14 protein-coding genes are annotated in these 18,963 nt (G+C 40.5%); 4 read left to right on the top strand and 10 right to left on the bottom strand.

Annotated features, from left to right (window positions below):
* Positions 1-3 precede the first annotated feature (3 nt).
* Positions 4-489: a regulatory protein RecX gene (locus tag J4E06_RS03995; RefSeq protein ID WP_349522751.1), complete on the top strand. Its 486-nt coding sequence runs from the start codon at positions 4-6 to the stop codon at positions 487-489.
* An 8-nt stretch (positions 490-497) separates the two neighbouring features.
* Here the strand turns inward: J4E06_RS03995 and J4E06_RS03990 are convergent, their stop codons facing one another.
* Both J4E06_RS03990 and J4E06_RS03985 read right to left on the bottom strand, forming a co-directional pair.
* Positions 498-1,367 (bottom strand): cupin-like domain-containing protein, encoded by an 870-nt coding sequence (locus J4E06_RS03990; protein WP_349522750.1) that lies wholly within the window; start codon positions 1,365-1,367, stop codon positions 498-500.
* 169 nt (positions 1,368-1,536) lie between these two features.
* Entirely contained in the window at positions 1,537-3,366 is a 1,830-nt protein-coding gene (locus J4E06_RS03985; protein WP_349522749.1) for a TonB-dependent receptor plug domain-containing protein, read from the bottom strand.
* 87 nt (positions 3,367-3,453) lie between these two features.
* On the opposite strand from J4E06_RS03985, the gene J4E06_RS03980 reads away from it, so the two are divergent.
* Both J4E06_RS03980 and J4E06_RS03975 read left to right on the top strand, forming a co-directional pair.
* A complete protein-coding gene (locus tag J4E06_RS03980; RefSeq protein ID WP_349522748.1) occupies positions 3,454-4,950 on the top strand; it encodes an aminotransferase-like domain-containing protein in 1,497 nt (498 codons plus the stop codon).
* 256 nt (positions 4,951-5,206) lie between these two features.
* Positions 5,207-6,706: an ArnT family glycosyltransferase gene (locus J4E06_RS03975; protein WP_349522747.1), complete on the top strand. Its 1,500-nt coding sequence runs from the start codon at positions 5,207-5,209 to the stop codon at positions 6,704-6,706.
* A gap of 16 nt (positions 6,707-6,722) precedes the next feature.
* On the opposite strand, the gene J4E06_RS03970 is transcribed toward J4E06_RS03975, so the two are convergent.
* Both J4E06_RS03970 and J4E06_RS03965 read right to left on the bottom strand, forming a co-directional pair.
* A complete protein-coding gene (locus J4E06_RS03970) occupies positions 6,723-7,109 on the bottom strand; it encodes a putative signal transducing protein (RefSeq protein WP_349522746.1) in 387 nt (128 codons plus the stop codon).
* On the bottom strand, positions 7,106-7,246 hold the full coding sequence (locus tag J4E06_RS03965; RefSeq protein ID WP_349522745.1) for a hypothetical protein: 141 nt from the start codon (positions 7,244-7,246) through the stop codon (positions 7,106-7,108). The genes J4E06_RS03970 and J4E06_RS03965 overlap by 4 nt, the downstream gene beginning before the upstream one ends.
* A gap of 109 nt (positions 7,247-7,355) precedes the next feature.
* Here J4E06_RS03965 and J4E06_RS03960 point away from each other — a divergent pair, with 109 nt between their 5' ends.
* Positions 7,356-9,152: a M61 family metallopeptidase gene (locus J4E06_RS03960; protein ID WP_349522744.1), complete on the top strand. Its 1,797-nt coding sequence runs from the start codon at positions 7,356-7,358 to the stop codon at positions 9,150-9,152.
* Between the two features lie 110 nt (positions 9,153-9,262).
* Here the strand turns inward: J4E06_RS03960 and J4E06_RS03955 are convergent, their stop codons facing one another.
* From J4E06_RS03955 to J4E06_RS03930, 6 genes are all read right to left on the bottom strand, one after another.
* On the bottom strand, positions 9,263-9,541 hold the full coding sequence (locus J4E06_RS03955) for a F0F1 ATP synthase subunit delta/epsilon (protein WP_349522743.1): 279 nt from the start codon (positions 9,539-9,541) through the stop codon (positions 9,263-9,265).
* Positions 9,542-9,634: 93 nt separating this feature from the next.
* Positions 9,635-11,143 carry a F0F1 ATP synthase subunit beta gene (gene atpD / locus J4E06_RS03950; protein WP_349522742.1) on the bottom strand — a complete coding sequence of 503 codons (1,509 nt, stop codon included), beginning with the start codon at positions 11,141-11,143 and terminating at the stop codon, positions 9,635-9,637.
* 161 nt (positions 11,144-11,304) lie between these two features.
* Positions 11,305-14,064 carry a TonB-dependent receptor gene (locus J4E06_RS03945; protein ID WP_349522741.1) on the bottom strand — a complete coding sequence of 920 codons (2,760 nt, stop codon included), beginning with the start codon at positions 14,062-14,064 and terminating at the stop codon, positions 11,305-11,307.
* Between the two features lie 208 nt (positions 14,065-14,272).
* The gene (gene glmS, locus J4E06_RS03940; RefSeq protein WP_349522740.1) at positions 14,273-16,120 is read right to left on the bottom strand and encodes a glutamine--fructose-6-phosphate transaminase (isomerizing); all 1,848 of its coding nucleotides are present in this window, start codon (positions 16,118-16,120) and stop codon (positions 14,273-14,275) included.
* Between the two features lie 128 nt (positions 16,121-16,248).
* On the bottom strand, positions 16,249-18,066 hold the full coding sequence (locus J4E06_RS03935) for a DUF4270 domain-containing protein (RefSeq protein ID WP_349522739.1): 1,818 nt from the start codon (positions 18,064-18,066) through the stop codon (positions 16,249-16,251).
* A 5-nt stretch (positions 18,067-18,071) separates the two neighbouring features.
* A complete protein-coding gene (locus J4E06_RS03930; RefSeq protein ID WP_349522738.1) occupies positions 18,072-18,881 on the bottom strand; it encodes a glycogen/starch synthase in 810 nt (269 codons plus the stop codon).
* Positions 18,882-18,963 lie beyond the last annotated feature (82 nt).

The following is an 18,963-nucleotide window of genomic DNA, read 5'->3' as shown; positions in this document are numbered from 1 at the left end:
AAAATGGCAACCTACGAATCCCAAAAAAGATATTATTCAGTTGAGGAGGCTACGGCTAAAATGGAACATTACTGTGCCTACCAAGAGCGCTGCCACAAAGAGGTCGTGGACAAATTGAAGTCCATGAACATGATTCCAGAGGCCATCGACCAGATTGTGGGACATCTGATCCAAGAAAATTACCTGAACGAGGAACGATTTGCCAAAGCTTTTGCCAGAGGTAAATTCCAAATAAAAAAATGGGGGTCGAACAGGATTGTACGAGAACTGAAGTTTAGGGACATTTCTGCTTACAACATTAAAAGTGCCCTCGAAGAAATCCAGAACGAGGACTATTTGAAAACCTTCGATGCCTTGGCCAAAAAAAGGTTGAGCCAAATTAAGGAGACCAATACCTTCAAAAAAAAGAAAAAATTAGCGGACTATCTTCTTTATCGAGGGTGGGAAAGCCATTTAGTATATGAAAAGGCCAATGAGCTTATCAAATAAAGGCACTTCTATTCTTGAAGCAATAATTTCTGTGTTCGCTCCACAGCCTTTTCATTTTTCCAATCAATCCACTCTTGACCCTTAACCTTGCGCATCAAATTATCAAAATGTCGCATTACCAAAATATTATAGACTGCCTTCCCAAAATTTTTCGGCTTTCGTGCAATCGCCCTAAGACTCATAGAAAATCCAGGGGTAATGTATTTCATATGGTGCCAATACCCTTCGGGTATGTAGAGAACGTTACCATGCTCCAAATGTGCAATATGTCCTTTGGTATATTGTAAAGCGGGCCATTTATCAAGGTCAGGATCGGCAAAATCGATATCTTCCCGCGTAATCAAGGAGTATGGAATCTTGTACAAGAATTTAGTTTCCGATTGGGAGAAAAGGATGCATTGCTTCTTCCCCTCAAAATGAAAATGAAAAATATTGGCCAAATCAATATCGTAGTGCATAAACGTATGTGAGTTCTCTCCGCCAAAAAAAAGCATGGGCAATCCCTTCATGAGCCGTAATCCAAAATCTGGATAGGAAAAATCCTCTTGTAATTCAGGAACTTCTTTAAGCAAATTCCAAAGAAATATACGGTATTTGGTAGGCCCTTTTTTTAGTAGATCCACATAATTGGCCAGCCTCATTTTGGCGTGTGGTTCGTTAAAACCCTCATCGTGTTTTACAGGGCGGTCATCATATAAAGGGACTTCCTTGTCTCCTGCCACCTCTTTAACATAATCCAAGCTCCATTTGGAATATGCTGGCCAATCCTCAATAAACCGCTCAATGACGACAGGTTTTTGGGGCTTGAAATATTTTTGGAGGAACTCTTTCTTGGAAAGGGTTTTCTCCCGAGGTATCTGTTCAAGATTCAGCTTCAAAATTTCAAGGAATTTGAAACCACTAAATTAGTAAAAGCATTTGAAATGGATGGCGAACTTAATCTTTGGAGACCAATTTACCTTTCTCCTTGGCCGCTTCGTTCCTTCCAATTTTATGCCCAGGTCTGGATCATTTTGGTTTTTTGGTATCCCATATGGATTGTTACGCCTATTTAAAACTATAGCGCAGACCGAAAAGCACATTACTTGGCGGCATTGGAACAAATCCAGACTCTATATAATCCGCATCGAAAATATTGCTTGCAGTAATGGTAAACTCTGCCTGCTTCACTTTGATCGCCAATGAAGCGTCCCAAACATTATACGTTTGCCCCGTTGTACGCTCTGCATACTTATATATGATATTCTGACGTACATTTTTAAACAATTGGGTGCTTAAGCGTGTGGTATATTGATGCTTTAGCGTATTTAAAGAGTAACGGGATAATTCCTCGTTTTGGTCTAAAATATTGTCATCTAAAAAAGCATAGCCTACACTTACGGTTTGGGTATAGTCCTTAAATTTAAAATTATAAGCAGCGTCTAACTCCAAGCCTTTGGTGTTTACCTCTGTAATATTTGTTGCCACAAACACATCCTCAGTAACATTGTTTCTTATATAATCTATTAGATTGTCAGCATCTCTATTAAATACGGCGATGCTAGCATTAATTGTGGGCGTGGTATACTTTAAGCCCAATTCCTGTGCAAAAGCTTCTTCCGGTTCCAAGTTTGCATTACCACTGGTAACCGGATCATTGTAAAACAAATCCGTATACGTTGGTATACGATAGGTGTAACCAACATTACCATATACCTTAAAATTATTGGTAAGGCTATACCCTATATCCAATCCAGGAAAAGCACGAAACTTAAAGTCTGAAAAATAGGTTAATGCTACGCCAGGAGTAATATCCAGCCTGTTGTCTGCAATGCTAAAACGATGTTCTAAAAACACATTGGACATAAAACGGTTTCGGTTACCCAAGTTGTTGCCTCTAAGATATATTTTAGAAAGTTCCACCCCAAAACCAGTAATTCCTAATTTAGATGCATAAGAAGCATTGGTTTCCATGCCTATCTTATTGGAAATATGCATGTTTCTGAAAAAACTGGGATCATTTCGTCTCAAGAGAAACAAGTCTTGATTACGTTTCCAATAGATTCTTGGCTGTATTTTTAGCTTGTTTTTCTTAAAGGTGGTAGAAAATGCCAAAAGGCTGTTTTGGGTTTCTTCGTACTCATTGAACGTAGGATTGGTGGTGTAAAAGTTCTCGGCCCCAAAATTGCGCTCCAAGAAAGAAGCTGTCATTACAATAGGCTGTGCATTTTTATTAAAAGTGCTTTTTAAAAAGTAATTGCCATTATCGTAATCTGAGTTATTTCTATAACCTTCAGATGTTACCCTTCCAACATGTATGATATGAGACGAATTTTCCTTATCCACACCAGCAGTTACACTACCATTTAATTGGCCAAAAGAACCCGCTTCTACGTTTAAGGAAACGGAATTATTCAAGCTCTTTTTTGTGATGATATTGATGGCTCCGGTAAAGGCGTTTTGTCCAAAAACCCTTGCTGCAGGGCCCTTTATAATTTCTATTCTTTCTATCACTTCTAATGGCAGAGCCGCGTTCATGGTATGGTGACCCGTTTGCGGGTCATCCATTTTAACGCCATCTATTAATAGTAAGGTTTGGTCAAAACCACCACCTCTTATGTACAAATCTGCTTGGCTACCACCCGTGCCTCGTCTTCTAATATCTACGCCCGCAACTTGTTGCAATAAATCCGCAACATTAACCGCTGCACTATTTTTAATATCATTAGAGGTGATTATGTTTATAGTTCTAGAATTTTCTTTAAATGGAAGGTTGATTCTGTTTGCGGTCACTACAACTTCGCTTAACGAATCTACCTTAACAGCATCGTCTTGTTGTGCTTGTGCTTGTAAAGCACCCACTAGTAAAATTGCAGAAAATAAAATTGATTTCTTCATTATTTAAGCTTGTAACGTAAGTTCTTAAAATTAATGCTGCAAAAGTCCTAACTTTCCGGACGATTAAACTAGTCCACTTTTAAAACAATGAATAGTCCGGTTTTTGATTTGTTGGTCAAGCTAGTATCCATAGACAAGTCTATTGTACAGCCTGTATACGTGCAAGTGACACAGCAAATCATGAACGCCATACAACGAGGCTATTTGGAAAAAGGCATCAAATTACCCGGGACACGAGTTTTAAGTGAGTTATTGAACGTCCACCGCAATACTGCCGTGGCCATCTATGATGAATTGGCCTCGCAAGGATGGGTAAACATTATTCCCAATAAAGGAACTTTTGTGGTGGTTCCGGAAGATTCCAATGTAAAAATAAAGGCAAGTACGCAGCACATCAATCAGGCATACGAGTATCCAAAAAGTCCAGGATTCCCATTTCAGCAATCCTTTCACCTTGCATCTACTAAGGAAGAAACTTCTTCTAAATATGCTATAAGTGATGGCAAGCCCGATTTGCGTTTACATCCCGTACACCAATTTTCTAGGTGGTATAGTGCTGCAATGAAACGAAAGCCACTAATCCATAAATGGAATAGAACAAGTGCATTACCCCCATCAATTTTTAGTACGCAACTTTGCAACTACTTAAATGTAACTCGGGGTTTCCATATTAAACCATCCAATGTATTGAATACACGAAGTACAGAAATGAGTCTGTATATTGTTTCGCAAGTTTTGATTCATCCCGGAGATTTGGTGCTGGTTGGACAACTGAGCAATTATGTGGCCAATATGATATTTCAGCAAGCTGGCGCAAAAATAAAAACCGTGCCCGTAGATGAAGAGGGATTGGATGTTGGGTTTATAAAAGAACACTTTGTAAAAGAGAACATTCGTTGCATATATGTTTGTTCCAACAGGGACTACCCTACAACAATAACTTTAAGCACCAAAAGGAGGCTACAATTACTACAATTGGCCAAAACCTGTGGTTTTGCAATAATTGAGGACGATTTTGACCATGATTTTCAGTTTGAAGGATCTTCCATGTTACCCATGGCAAGTGCAGATGCCGATGGAAACGTTATTTACTTGGGCAAACTGGGTCAGTCTTTATTTCCGAGTTTTCATACGGGTTTTGTCGTTGCTCCAGAGCAAGTAATTACCGAAGCCAATAATTACTTACAATTATTGGATACCCAAGGAGATTTAATACAGGAACAAATGCTTTCTGAATTGATATCCGAAGGAGAAATATACCGGCTCAAGAAAAAAAATATCGTTACTTACAAAAAACGCAGAGAAGTTTTATGCAGTTTATTAAATCATTATTTTAACACCATCCTTGATTGGCAAATACCTTCTGGAGGACTTGCCATATGGTTACAATTTAGTACTCCCATATCTCTAATAAAATTAACCGAAAAAGCAGAGCAGTTGGATTTATTCTTACCCAAAACCATTCTCTATCAAAATAAAAACACCTGCGCCATTCGTTTTGGATTTGGGCATCTAAACGAAGAAGAACTAGAAATTGTAATGAAAAAATTAAAACAAGCTTATCTGCAGGTAGTAGCAGCTTAAAATAAAGGGGGTCTCTAAAAAATATTGAAATGCGTCATTCTGAATTCATTTCAGAATCTCATCATAATGATAAAACCAATTGTTATGAGAACCTGAAACAAGTTCAGGTTGACTAAAACCTACCTTTTAGACAACCTCTTTAATACTTGTCTTATGTTGAGTCAAAGATATTTTTTATCCCTTTCCGATAGTTTTTCAGCTGTTGCGGAATCACTCAAAACATTCAAATTTATCTATATTGCAAAGATGATAATTAATGGCCAAAAAGCTTAATACAACCGTGCTTAAAAAATTCCGCTCCTTTAGCTTTCAAAATCTTGATTGGAAAACAGTCCTGCTTATTTTGGTTGTCCTGGCCATCATCATTCGTTTTCCCTTCTTTTTTAGGGATTATATTGATCGTGACGAGAGCACTTTTATTATTATGGGACAGTCTTGGGCCAATGGACATTTGCCCTATACACAACTATGGGACCTTAAGCCTCCGATGACTTTTTTATTTTTTGCCATCATCATTAAAATATTTGGAAAGAGTTTTATCGCCATACGCCTTTTTGGTTCTCTTATTGTTGCTTTAACGGCTTTGTTCACCTATGGAATTGCCGCAAAAATCACTTCCAAAAAAATAGCGTTTTGGGTGGCCATTTTCTGTGTTTTTTTTCAAAGTTTATTTGGTAGCCTACAAGGGGTAATGTCCGAACATATCTGTACTTTCTTTTTTGTTGCGGGTCTATACATTTTGTTTTTGAAGGATGACCGAAAATGGTTTTTTACTTCCGGTCTTTTGTTGGGGCTTTCGGTGATGACAAAATTGAACATGGCCTATCCGGTATTGAGTTTAGGCTTATATTTTTTATACAAAGGGTTTCACAAAAAACAAATTTTCAAGAACATTGTCAATTTGGTTTTTATGGGCATAGGTTTTTTCGTGACCATTGCATTCACCATATTGCCTTATTACCTTCAAGGCGATATCCAAATTTGCTGGGAATCCATTTTTGAAGCGCCTCTGGCCTATTCAGAAGGTAAATTCCACTCACCATGGAGAACATTGCCCTATGTAGGCTCCATTGCCATCCTGTTCGGTACCGGTTTCTATTTGAAACTGATTGATTGGAAATCAAAAAAATTACAATTGTTGACCGTTGTTGTGGCAGGAATCTTAATCTCTTACGTGCAGGCGGGCAAAGTAAACGGTCATTATTTAATCCAACTCTATCCCTTTATTTTGATTCCCTTGGGAATAGCCATTGGCAAACTTCCTTCTTTAAAAAAGAGGTATCATCCCGTAATCATTACTTTTTTGATTTTGATACCCATGGAATCATATCTGGAATATGGCAATATCATATCCAATAAAATAAAAAAAGGAACCTTTTTTAATGGAGAAGGTATTGAAGTACCAGCGTATATAACAGAACATAATCTGGAGACCAAGAATATTTTTTTTACCGAATACCATATTGGATATTGGGTATTGGGTGAAAAACCACCCACAAAAGCAGCAACACACCCTAGCAACATTACCCGTGAAGAAATGTTTCCCTATATGGAAAATCCGAGAAATACAGGAATGGAAGAGCTCCGGTATATTCTGGAGGTTATTCAGCCAAAAACATTAGTGGCAAGAAAGGGAAAAGAAATCTTTGATAAAAAATTGGTGAACTACAACACCTATATTGATGCTTACCTAGAAAAGCATTATGAACTAACGGCGACGGTTGGAAGGGGACTTATTTACCAACGGTTAGAATGATTCCAGTAACAAATAATCAGCGAGCAGGCCTTGTAATAAAATTGCATTTCATGCATTGGTACTTTCTGGGCTCAAAAAAGGGGAACAGCTTATAGAACACAGTATTTCGGGAATAATAAATTTCAGACTTTGTGGCCTTACAATTTGGACACATTACTGGATTTCCAAATTCGTCCGTAGCATAGTTTCGGACTTCGTCAAAAATTTCTTTGGCCCTTTCTTTATCACTGGAATATACCTGAAGTTTTACTCCTCCAAGAGCAGCACTGATCAAAGGGTCGGAATTTATGGTGTTTTCATCCTTTAAAAACACAGGAATTCCTTCTGCCTCCAGCTTACCCTTAATTACTATGGCGTCCGCGGGAAACTCAAACGAGCCTAGTGTATAAAATTCTGTTTTCATGCTTTCATATATTTTTTGAGCAAATCCAACGTATTCTGCTCTAGCTCTCCATTTCTAGCCATTCCCAAATAGTCGTTGGAAGAAAAATCAATCAGTCTACCAGGCTTGGAAAGGCTTCGCATTGCATTGTTTTCCATGTGTTTTCACAATTTAGCTGCCAGCTTCTTAGGAAATTTATCCATAGCACAAATGTAGCACTTACGGGGATTAAACAGTATCTTAGTTGCTCTTAAACCTATTCCAAAAATGAAATTCACCCTTTCTTTTTTAGCACTATTTACCGGGCTATGGATGACGGCCCAAACGAATACTTACGAAATTTCCTTTGACAATGCCGTCCACCACGAAGCCGTTATCCAAGCTACTTTTCCAGATTTAACCTCGGATACTGTGGAGTTTCGGATGAGCAGAACCTCCCCCGGTCGCTATGCACTGCATGAATTTGCGAAAAACGTTTATGGTTTTGAAGCTACAGATAGCAAAGGAAACGCATTGACCGTTATCCGTCCCAATCCCTATGCATGGGAAGTAAGCGGGCACGATGGCACCATCAACATTAAATATATTTTGTTTGCCAACCGCGGTGGCGGCACCTACTCCCAAGTGGATGAAACACATGCCCACTTGAATATTCCTGCGACTTTTATGTTTTCTCCCAAGCTGAGCGCGCGTAGAATAGAAGTGACTTTTGATGTTCGTGAAGATTTGGATTGGAAAGTGGCAACACAGCTTCCTTTGGTTTCCGGCACTACATATTCGGCACCGAACCTCTATTATTTTATGGATAGCCCTACAGAAATCAGCAACTATATGCTTCGTTCTTTTGAAGTTGACGGAAAAACCATCAATCTGGCGCTGCACCATAATGGAACCGAACAAGAGGCCGATGAATATTTTGAAAAAGTGAAAAAGGTGGTGTTGGCCGAAAAAGAAGTTTATGGAGAACTGCCTGATTTTGATTATGACAACTATACATTTCTGGCATGCTATATCCCAAATGCTTCCGGAGATGGGATGGAACACCGAAATTCTACTATTTTGACAAGCACTCGAAGCTTGGCAAACGGTGGAATGGAGCGAAATATCGGGACGGTATCCCACGAGTTTTTCCATGCTTGGAACGTGGAGCGTATTCGTCCAAAAACTTTGGAACCCTTTGATTTTGAAGAAGCGAATATGAGTGGAGCGCTTTGGTTCGCCGAAGGATTTACCAGCTACTATACAGGTTTGATTTTGTGCAGAGCAGGCCTTTCTTCCCCCAAAGAATATGTGGAAGGTTTGGCTGGAACTTTTAACTATGTTTGGAACTCGCCTGCACGGCAGTTCTTTAATCCCATTGAAATGAGTTTCCAAGCGCCCTTTGTGGATGCCGCCACCTCGGTAGACCCCGTTAATCGGGACAATATGTTTATTTCTTACTATTCCTACGGAAGTGTTTTGGGGCTGGCTTTAGATTTATCCCTTCGTGAAAATAATTTGAATCTGGATGATTTTATGAAACTAGTCTGGAAAAAATATGGTGTCACTGAAATTCCATACACCATTGAGAACCTGCATAATACCTTAAACGAATATGCTGGTGAAACTTTTGGAGACCATTTTTTCAACAACTACATCTACCAAAGTGAAATGCCCAATTACAAAACGCTGATGGAGTCGGTAGGGGTAATTTTGGAACAACCTAAGTCAGAACCCTATTTTGGAGCGTATGTGTCCATGAGCGCGGATAAATCGGGCTATATGATTCTAAGAAATACAAAAATGGGCAGTCCTGCTTATGAGGCCGGTTTGGATAATGGCGATGTCATCCTGAGTGTCAACGATAAACCCTTTGTCGAAGACCAAAAGTTTGAAGACTATTTGAAGCAGTTCAGTATAGGGGAGCCGTTGCAGGTAGAATTCAAAAGATATGGAAATGACAAAACTACCGAAATGGTATTAATACCAAGTCCAGATTATTCTTTTAGTTTGATGGAAGACAAAGAACAAGAACCATCCAAAAAGATGCTCGAACAACGAAAAAAATGGCTTAAAGTGGAATAATTTATCAACTGGAAGCTAGGGTTTAGAAGAAAAGAAATGGCACATCATTATGCTACAATAAAAAACGCCGCTCCAATGGAGCGGCGTTTTTGTGAATGAATTCATTTATTTTAATCGGCCAATACGATTACCTTATTGTCTTTCATCTCCACTGTTCCACTTGTAATAGTTAAAACAGTCTCTCCATTTTTTCCTTTGTAAAATTTATCGGCAAAAGCTTCATCTATGGTAATATTGCCTCTCACCTTCACATTCCCTTTTTGCAGCAAAGAAACAACAGGTGCGTGGTTCTCCAACATTTGGAACTCGCCATTTACACCTGGCACGGTAACTGAGGTTACGTCGCCTGAGAATAGCGTAGCTTCGGGTGATACTATTTCTAAATACATTTTATCTAGTTATGAGCCTGCCTGACGGCAGACAGGTTGCGAGTTATGAGTTAAGAGTTACTCAGAACTCCGAACTCTTAACCCTTAACTGTTTTACGCTTCGGACAACATTTTTTCTCCAGCCTCAATAGCTTCCTCAATGGACCCCTTAAGGTTGAACGCAGATTCTGGCAGGTGATCTAATTTACCATCCATAATCATATTGAATCCTTTGATGGTTTCCTTAATGTCCACCAATACCCCTGGAATACCAGTAAATTGCTCCGCTACGTGGAATGGCTGAGACAAGAAACGTTGTACGCGTCTTGCTCTACCTACGGCCAATTTGTCTTCTTCTGAAAGTTCTTCCATACCCAAAATGGCAATGATATCCTGAAGCTCCTTATAACGTTGCAGCAACTCTTTTACGCGCTGTGCACAGTCGTAGTGCTCTTTACCCAAAATCTCAGGTGTCAAAATTCTTGAAGTGGAATCCAAAGGATCCACCGCAGGATAAATACCCAACTCCGCAATTTTACGGGAAAGTACGGTAGTCGCATCCAAGTGGGCAAATGTTGTCGCTGGTGCCGGATCCGTCAAGTCATCCGCAGGTACGTAAACTGCCTGTACGGAAGTAATGGAACCTCTTTTTGTTGAGGTAATCCTTTCCTGCATGGCACCCATTTCTGTTGCCAATGTGGGTTGGTACCCTACCGCAGATGGCATACGACCCAATAGTGCCGATACCTCTGAACCTGCTTGGGTGAAACGGAAAATATTATCTACGAAGAAAAGAACATCTTTTCCTTGTCCTTCTCCAGACCCATCACGGAAATACTCGGCAATGGTCAATCCAGACAATGCCACACGAGCACGTGCTCCCGGTGGTTCGTTCATCTGACCGAACACAAAGGTTGCCTTGGATTCCTTCATTGCTTTTTTATCTACTTTGGACAAATCCCATCCTCCTTCTTCCATGGAGTGCAAGAAATCGTCTCCGTATTTTATAATACCGGACTCCAACATTTCACGAAGCAAATCGTTTCCTTCACGAGTACGTTCCCCAACACCTGCGAACACGGACAAACCACCGTGGCCTTTGGCAATGTTGTTGATCAATTCCTGAATCAATACGGTTTTACCTACACCGGCACCACCGAACAATCCAATCTTACCTCCTTTGGCGTAAGGCTCGATAAGGTCAATTACCTTGATACCTGTAAAAAGTACTTCCGTGGAAGTGGAAAGGTCTTCAAATTTTGGTGCATCCCTGTGAATCGGAAGTCCATTGTCTCCAGTTTTAGGCAGTTCCTCCAAACCATCGATAGCGTCACCGATTACATTGAAAAGACGTCCGTAAACATCTTCGCCAATTGGCATTTGAATTGGATTTCCGGTAGCTACAACCTCTACCCCTCTACTCAAACCATCGGTAGAGTCCATAGAAATGGTTCTTACGGTATTCTCACCAATGTGTGATTGTACTTCCAAAACCAATCTTGAGCCATCTGCTTTTGCTATTTCAAGGGAGTCATAAATTCTTGGGATCTTTACCCCTGATTCAAACTCAACATCAATGACCGGGCCTATAATTTGGGCAACCTTACCTGTTACTTTAGACATTAGTATGTTTATTTTTAATTGAATACGCGGAAATTGACCGCTATTTTTTCGGCTGCAAAGATATGCTTTTACATTTTTATTCAGAAACCGATTTCAGTTTTTTTTAAAGAAAAAAGGCGTTGGAAAACCCAACGCCTTTCGTTTTTCTTGCATACTGTTGCTTAGGGATTTATCGTCCAAGACAAATAGTATATGGAACCGATAAAACCGGTACCTACGGCCGTAAAATATTCGTCTCCCAAAATATTGGATCCACCCAATTTAAAAATAGATTTCATTGATGGAACTGAATAGTTTATCTGCGCATCCAATACAGTGAACGCTGGAACGTCTCCATCTGCAAAGGAAGCTTCCCAGAAGTAACTGTCGCTCCAACGGTAGTTTACGTTGAAACCAAAATTTTTGAATAGTTCTGCATTCCCGAAAGACGCTTTTACCTTGTGCTTTGGTGTGTTAAAGTTGGTTCTTATATCTGGATATCTTCCTTCATCAATATCCAATTCTGCAAAGGTATAGTTGACCCCAAGATCAAAGTTTCCAAGTTTGGTGTCTACACCAACGGTTCCCCCAAAGGAGTTAATGTCAGCTTCGGAATTGGTATAGGTTTGGTATACTTGAAAATCCCCGTTTTGGATTGCTAGCAAAGAAAGACCTCCATCTCCTGCTTCACCGTAAAAAGGAACGGCAGTTGTTGTATTCGCCAAAAAGTTGGTGTAGCTATTATAGTAACCACTCAAATCTATGGTAAACCTACCCACTTGAGCTCTATAACCCGCCTCGTAAGCGGTGATCTCCTCTGGCTGCACAAGGGGAGTATTCACTGCCTCGGGTGCCCCTGCTTGCAGCGAACTTGTTGAATAGGCGTTTTCATAAGCTGCGCGACCTACAATTTGCACTGTAGACTGACCCGTTAGGGCCTGACCACTTTCACTGACTTCGAACGTACGCACATCTCTATCCAAGTTATCTGGGGCTGACCCAACCAAAATGGCTCGGCCAGCATTCAATCCAATAAATAAGTCCTGTGTGGTCGGGTTTCTAAAACCTTGTTGTACGGAAACCCTAAGGTTATGGTTTCTTTCCTCACCCAAGGTATAAGCAAACGATACTCTTGGAGAAACAAATCCATCAAAAAACTCATTTTTATCGTAACGTGCCGAACCTGTAAATTTTAAACGGTCGTCCAAAAATTTCTTCTGTACTTGAAGGTAAGCTCCGTATTCATTGTATTTGATGGGGCCATCAATATCCGTGAAAATGGTTCCTTGGGAATTCAATTCGTATTCCCTGAAAGAACCTCCTAATTGGATGTCCGCCCAATCATTAATCAAGTGGGCTATATTGTAGTTACCATTTACGTGACGGAATTTTGTTTTATCGATAAATTTTGCGCCCGTAGTTAAATCCCCATCGTTAATCACTCTATTGAACGTGCTTTCAAAAGCAGCTGTTCCCGGAATCAATCTTCCTTGGTCAGCGGCCTGCCTACCCGCAACATGTGCCTGGGCAGAGGCTTGTTCTGGAGTAAGTCCGGCACCTTGAATTCCTCCTAAATAAGTTGGTATGTACGCTCCTGCATAATCAGTAAACCATTGTGTGTCGGACTTCCAAGCTCTGTTCACGTTGATGGCGGCAAAGCGAGTGTCGTAAGCATCACCCGAGTTTTCTGAAACGATATACCCTCTTACAAAGAAGTTATCGTTTTTGATTTCCAGTTTATGCTGTTGCATAGTGAATCCTGCTACGGCATAGCGGTTGGCTCCTTGATAAATGGTGGTACCTCTACCGATTCTACTATTTAGGATTACCTCCAAATCATCTGCAAAAGGTCTGTAGTGCAGCGCAAAATCCGCTTTTACACTCTCGGCGTTATAATTGGCCAAATCGGCTTCGTCATAACCAGTTCTGGAAATTGTTGCCGAACCTACAGTTCCTGTTGGGAATCCAGCAGCTGCATCAAAATCCAAAACAGTGGAAACCTCATCACCGTAAACATTCAATCCATCATATGCTGGATTGGAACGATCGGCACCTGGATTGTTTAAATCCACTCGGCTGTTCGCGTGCCAGTCTTCACCATTAAGCACAGACAAGTTTGCTTTTACAGCTAATTTATCGCTAAAGGCATGGGCGGCGCGCACCCCAAAATCTTTGTAAAAATTACTTCCTGCAGCTTCTTGATCGGTAAAACCTGCCTTAAAGTAGGCACTTATTCCTTGAAAGTCGAATGGATTCTTGCTGGTCATAAATAGGATACCGTTAAAGGCACCAGCACCATAGAGTGCTGAGGAGGCTCCTGGAAGAATCTCTACGCTCTGCACATCCAGTTCCGACATCCCCACAAGGTTACCCAAAACAAAGTTGAGTCCAGGCGCGGTGTTGTCCATACCATCTACCAACTGTAAAAACCGGTTGTTGGCAAAAGTGGCAAAACCCCTGGTGTTTACGGATTGAAACGTTAAACTATTGGTGTTGATATCTACACCTTTTAAGTTTTGAAGTCCACCATAAAAAGATTCCGCTGTGGTATTCTTGATTTCCCTGAGACCGAATCGCTCTACGGATACAGGTGATTCAAAAATACGTTCCGGAGTTCGGGAAGCGGAGATCACAATTTCGTCCAACATGGTATTGGATTCCGAAAGTGTAATCGTAAGTGTCTGATTGTTCGAAGTTACATTTGCTGTAAAATCCGAGAAACCAATACTGGAAAATTGAAGCTGAAAAGGGGGTTCTTCATCAGTATTAAAGGTAAAATTTCCATCAAAGTCCGTAGTGGTTCCTTCTGCTTTGCCCTTTAAAACCACATTGGCTCCAGGTATGGGCTCATTATTTTCATCAACTACCTTTCCCTGTACGGTGGTCTGACCATAAGTTGCCAAACCCATCAGCATTAGGGAAACAAACATAAGTTTTTTCATTTGCTATGGATTAGAGTTAATTTAGTTACTGTGCATGTTAAGTATCAGTCGGGAAGATACATTTTTTTTTATTCCGATTATACAAATTTGAAAAAAATTATGCATGCATAATACTTTTTTGGCAAAAAAAAGTATTTAAATCTACGTTTTCAATAAAAAAGGTGCTGAAAACAGCACCTTTTGGGTAAAATTATATGTTTTGAGAAGATTACTCGACGGTAACCGATTTTGCCAAATTTCTAGGCTGATCTACATTACAACCCCTCATTACCGCAATATGGTAGGACAACAACTGCAAAGGGATGGTTGTAAGTAAGGGTGATAGACTTTCTGAAGTCTCAGGCACCTCAATTACGTGGTCTGCCAGTTCCTTTACAGTTTTATCGCCCTCGGTTACTATAGCTATTATTTTTCCTTTTCTGGACTTGATTTCTTGGATATTGCTCACTACTTTTTCGTAGTGCCCTTTTTTGGTGGCGATTACCACAACGGGCATTTGCTCATCGATCAAAGCGATGGGGCCGTGCTTCATCTCGGCTGCGGGATAGCCTTCTGCGTGGATATAGCTGATTTCCTTTAACTTTAATGCACCCTCCAAAGCTACAGGGAAATTATACCCTCTACCCAAATATAAACAGTTAGAGGAATCTTTATAAGTTTCTGATATTTCTTCAACCAGTGCATTGGACAGCAATGCTTTTTCCACTTTGGCGGGCACTGCTTCCAATTCTGCCAAATATTCGTGATACTTGGACTGGGACAGGGTTCCTTTTTCTTGTGCCAATTTCAGCGCAATCATGGTCAGCACGGTAATCTGTGTTGTAAATGCCTTGGTCGAAGCCACACCAATTTCCGGTCCTGCATGGGTGTATGCTCCTGCATGGGTTTCCCTTGCAATGGAAGAACCTACCACATTACAAACACCAAAGACAAATGCCCCTTTTTCTTTTGCCAATTTAATGGCCGCCAAGGTATCCGCGGTTTCACCTGATTGAGAAATGGCTATCAAAACATCATTTTCACCAATTACAGGGTTTCGATACCTGAATTCCGAGGCATACTCCACCTCAACCGGAATCCTGGCCAAATCCTCAAAAATATATTCGGCTACCAAGCCAGCATGCCACGATGTACCACAGGCTACAATTATAATCCTATTCGCGTTGAGAAATTTTTCCAGATTCTGATCAATACCGGACATTTTAATTATCCCTTGGTCTGCGAGCAAACGCCCCCGGTAGGTATCTAAAATGGCTTTGGGCTGCTCAAAGATTTCCTTGAGCATAAAATGGTCGTAACCACCCTTCTCTATTTCTTCTAGATTAAGCTTTAGCTCTAAAATATTGGGGTAAGCGATGGAATCATCCTTGATTTTACGCAGTTTGATTTCCTTACCGATTCTCACAATGGCCATTTCTTCATCTTCCAAATACACGGCATTGTTGGTGAATTCTATAAACGGTGAGGCATCCGAGGCAATAAAATATTCGTTTTCCCCGATTCCGATGGCAAGCGGGCTTCCCAATTTGGCGACCACGATTTCATCAGGTTTGTTTTTGTCAAAAACAGCGATGGCGTAAGCACCCACAACTTGATTCAATGCAATTTGTACTGCTTGCCCTAATTTCACCCCTTCTTTTTTCTTAACTTCTTCAATGAGATTGATGAGCACTTCAGTATCCGTATCCGACTCAAAAGTATAGCCCCTTTTTATCAGTGCTTGTTTGATGGACTCATAGTTTTCTATAATACCATTGTGGATAATCACCAAATCACCCGAATTGGAGTAATGCGGATGGGAGTTTACGTCATTCGGAACCCCATGGGTAGCCCATCTTGTATGGCCTAGGCCTAATTTTCCTTTAGTGGGAATGGAAGCTTCGGCCTTGCTTTTTAAATCTTCGACTTTTCCCTTTGTTTTGGCAAGATGAATGTTCTCCCCGTCAAATAAGGTAACTCCAGCACTATCGTACCCTCTATACTCCAGTCTTTGAAGACCTTTAATGATAACAGGGTATGCATCTCTATGACCAATGTAACCAACTATTCCACACATAAGCTTATTTTAATTAACAATAACTATTTGGGGGTTTGTCATCAAATTTAAAAAGGTATCTGTTAAAATAGGCACTAATAGTTATTTAAACCGATGAACGTTCAAAAAACCACGATAAATCCAAGATTTTAATTGGGTTCCGTATAATAAATTTCCAATTTCAACTTCTTAGCTTCATTGGGAGGATCTACATTACTGCCGTACAGTACAGTTCCCAGAGGACTCATAGCAGCACCTAATGGATAGTTTACACCCTGCATATCCGACCCTATCGCTTCTTGAATAGCCGCCAAATTGATGTTAGGAGTCAATGTTAGGCCTAATTTGGCATTTGCGGAGTCCCGCACTATAATATTGTTGATATGCTCCGTAATTCGAACGGTGTACTTTACGCCCAAATCATTTTCCCGTTCCAACAATCCATCGTGATTAGGGTAATACCTTAAAGGGTTTGTGCTTGTGTTGGGAGTTACGGATTCGTTGGAGATGTCATATAATGGAAAATTGGTTTCTGCATTGTACAAATAAAGTCTTGGCGGCTCCACTACGGAGGCATCCAAAGCTTCACGATCTACATAGAACACTAAATTGGCCTCGTTGATCACCCAATTGTTTTGCTTAATTTGATTGATTATTTCAGCCCCTCCATTCTCCACATCTTCAAAAAGAAGCACCTCTGCAAGGGTTGCCCCTCCTTTTACATATATTCTGGAAGCATTTTCTCCATTGTCCACCGCACTTGCGACATTTGTTGGTAAAATTTCGTTCTCAAAAACATTGACTGCATTTCCAGAAATTCCAGATTGGGAGCTACCTGATAAAAAGCTCAATACAAAGTCCCTTTCTGCAGTTACCTTCTCCTCGGTCTCAGGGTCAATATCGTCGTACTCGTAGGTAATGGTAATGTTGGCCTCGGTCAAATCGAGCAAGAACATCAATTCATCCATATCTGTTCCCGTTAAATGGACTCCCCTTAAAAAGTTTTTAAAGTTGGATTGACTCAATAATTCAGCCTGACCTTCTTTATCCAAAATATTTTGTTGGAAAAAATCTGGGTTCAATGGCACCCGTATGCCAGGGGGAATCCTTGAATCCACCACAGTTTGAGACTCATCCACATCATCAGTATCTGGGTCGTCCTCTGCATAAACAAGCTTTTCCGTATCATCAATAACCACGGTTTTCTGACCCTCTATGGTGAGTTCCTCTCCTATAAATCCGGAAAAATCCTGATTGGAATAATACTCTTGGGCTTCTTCAAAGTTGGAATTTGGATCTAAATCACGAAGAAAGTAATTGGATCTTGAAACTACGATATCAAATGTTTGTTCCCTATCCCCATAAATACTGTCCAAATCAAACCTATTTGGGTATATATTGGAAACAAAATCATCTCCTGTACCGTCTTCATCGGGGTTGTAAGGGTCCGATCCTATTATCCGTTCTTGATTATCGGTAACCCCGTCACCGTCAAAATCAGAATTTGGATCATCCGCATCCTCCCCGCTTTCCAACTCATCCGGAATACCATCGCCATCTGAATCGGGGGATGGGGCCGTTTGAAAAGGAATGAACAGTATGACCTCTTTTACGGTTTCGTTCTCTTGGTCGTTATCGGCCTCATCTTCCTCTGCTTGGCTAAGGTCGCCGAATTCTGGAGAAGTATTTGGCAATGAAAGTTGTGAAATGATACTAGCCTTTCTTTGTCCATAAATGGGGTCATTAAAAATCCCCAATTGGTACAAAGGAAGTCTATTGGTCTGTACCGCTGTGATGCCCTTGTTGTAGGTGAAAACATCGTATTCTATCTTGCCGGTCGTAAACGGCTCCCCATCAATAACACCTTCGCCAATCGTTAAAGCGTCCAATTCACTTTCACATGAGGCAATTAGTAAAAACAAAGTTCCAACCAGCGCTGAAACTTTGAAAATCTTGGAAAATCTCATTCAATCTATTTTAAAACCTCTGTATTATAGAAATTTGTGTACGCCTCTTCTGCTTCCTGAAGGGAAACGTAGGGCAATACCGGAACGGAAAGATTGTCTATGTGGCTTTTTAGGTCATCCGACAAATCTTCCGCGGCTAAAATAACGGCATCAGAATGATTTACGGCAACCTTTAACAAATTATTATACTCGGGCTTGGAAAGTGAGGAAATATCTTCCTTATCTATACCGTCAAATGCAATTTTATCTATCATGGTACTGTCCAGCTCACCTTCAAAATCTTTACCATAAACAGATGTCACTATTCTACTTTCGGAGAACAATGGCTCATCTGCATAGTACTTTCTCAGGTAAAGTGGCACCATGGAAGCCATCCAGCCATGCACATGGATAATGTCCGGGGACCAATTCAGTTTTTTTACCGTTTCCACTACTCCTTTGGCAAAGAAAATGGCGCGCTCGTCGTTATCCGGAAACAAGTTTCCATCAGCATCGGTAAAGGTGGCCTTTCTTTTAAAGTATTCGTCGTTGTCTATAAAATAGACTTGGATTCGCTCCTTTGGAATGGATGCTACCTTTATGATAAGGGGCATATCCATGTCGTTGATCACCAGGTTCATTCCCGACAAACGTATGACCTCATGTAATTGATGCCTTCTTTCGTTGATATTTCCATACCTTGGCATAAATATGCGTATTTGGCCACCGTTACTGTTCACCATTCTAGGCGCTTCGTAAGACATTAAGGAAACAGGGTTCTCTGGGAGGTAGGGAACTAATTCAGAAGATACAAACAATACCTTTTTACCATTCATAAACACTTTCTTTTGTTTATCTGAAAAACATAGCTGCAAAAGTACAAAAATTATGCTGATTAGCAGTATTTATAGTATTTTT

The organism is Allomuricauda sp. NFXS6, from assembly GCF_040148835.1.
GTDB lineage: Bacteria > Bacteroidota > Bacteroidia > Flavobacteriales > Flavobacteriaceae > Flagellimonas.
Note: the sequence above shows the minus strand (reverse complement) of the source record. Positions and strands in the feature narration are given on the sequence as shown.

What these genes read in the sequence shown, in the direction of transcription:
- J4E06_RS03995 (WP_349522751.1), top strand. Translation starts at nt 4, where the DNA reads ATGGCAACCTACGAATCCCAAAAAAGATATTATTCAGTTGAGGAGGCT.
- J4E06_RS03985 (WP_349522749.1), bottom strand. Translation starts at nt 3,366, where the DNA reads ATGAAGAAATCAATTTTATTTTCTGCAATTTTACTAGTGGGTGCTTTA.
- J4E06_RS03980 (WP_349522748.1), top strand. Translation starts at nt 3,454, where the DNA reads ATGAATAGTCCGGTTTTTGATTTGTTGGTCAAGCTAGTATCCATAGAC.
- J4E06_RS03975 (WP_349522747.1), top strand. Translation starts at nt 5,207, where the DNA reads ATGGCCAAAAAGCTTAATACAACCGTGCTTAAAAAATTCCGCTCCTTT.
- J4E06_RS03970 (WP_349522746.1), bottom strand. Translation starts at nt 7,109, where the DNA reads ATGAAAACAGAATTTTATACACTAGGCTCGTTTGAGTTTCCCGCGGAC.
- J4E06_RS03965 (WP_349522745.1), bottom strand. Translation starts at nt 7,246, where the DNA reads ATGGAAAACAATGCAATGCGAAGCCTTTCCAAGCCTGGTAGACTGATT.
- J4E06_RS03960 (WP_349522744.1), top strand. Translation starts at nt 7,356, where the DNA reads ATGAAATTCACCCTTTCTTTTTTAGCACTATTTACCGGGCTATGGATG.
- J4E06_RS03955 (WP_349522743.1), bottom strand. Translation starts at nt 9,541, where the DNA reads ATGTATTTAGAAATAGTATCACCCGAAGCTACGCTATTCTCAGGCGAC.
- atpD (WP_349522742.1), bottom strand. Translation starts at nt 11,143, where the DNA reads ATGTCTAAAGTAACAGGTAAGGTTGCCCAAATTATAGGCCCGGTCATT.
- J4E06_RS03945 (WP_349522741.1), bottom strand. Translation starts at nt 14,064, where the DNA reads ATGAAAAAACTTATGTTTGTTTCCCTAATGCTGATGGGTTTGGCAACT.
- glmS (WP_349522740.1), bottom strand. Translation starts at nt 16,120, where the DNA reads ATGTGTGGAATAGTTGGTTACATTGGTCATAGAGATGCATACCCTGTT.
- J4E06_RS03935 (WP_349522739.1), bottom strand. Translation starts at nt 18,066, where the DNA reads ATGAGATTTTCCAAGATTTTCAAAGTTTCAGCGCTGGTTGGAACTTTG.
- J4E06_RS03930 (WP_349522738.1), bottom strand. Translation starts at nt 18,881, where the DNA reads ATGAATGGTAAAAAGGTATTGTTTGTATCTTCTGAATTAGTTCCCTAC.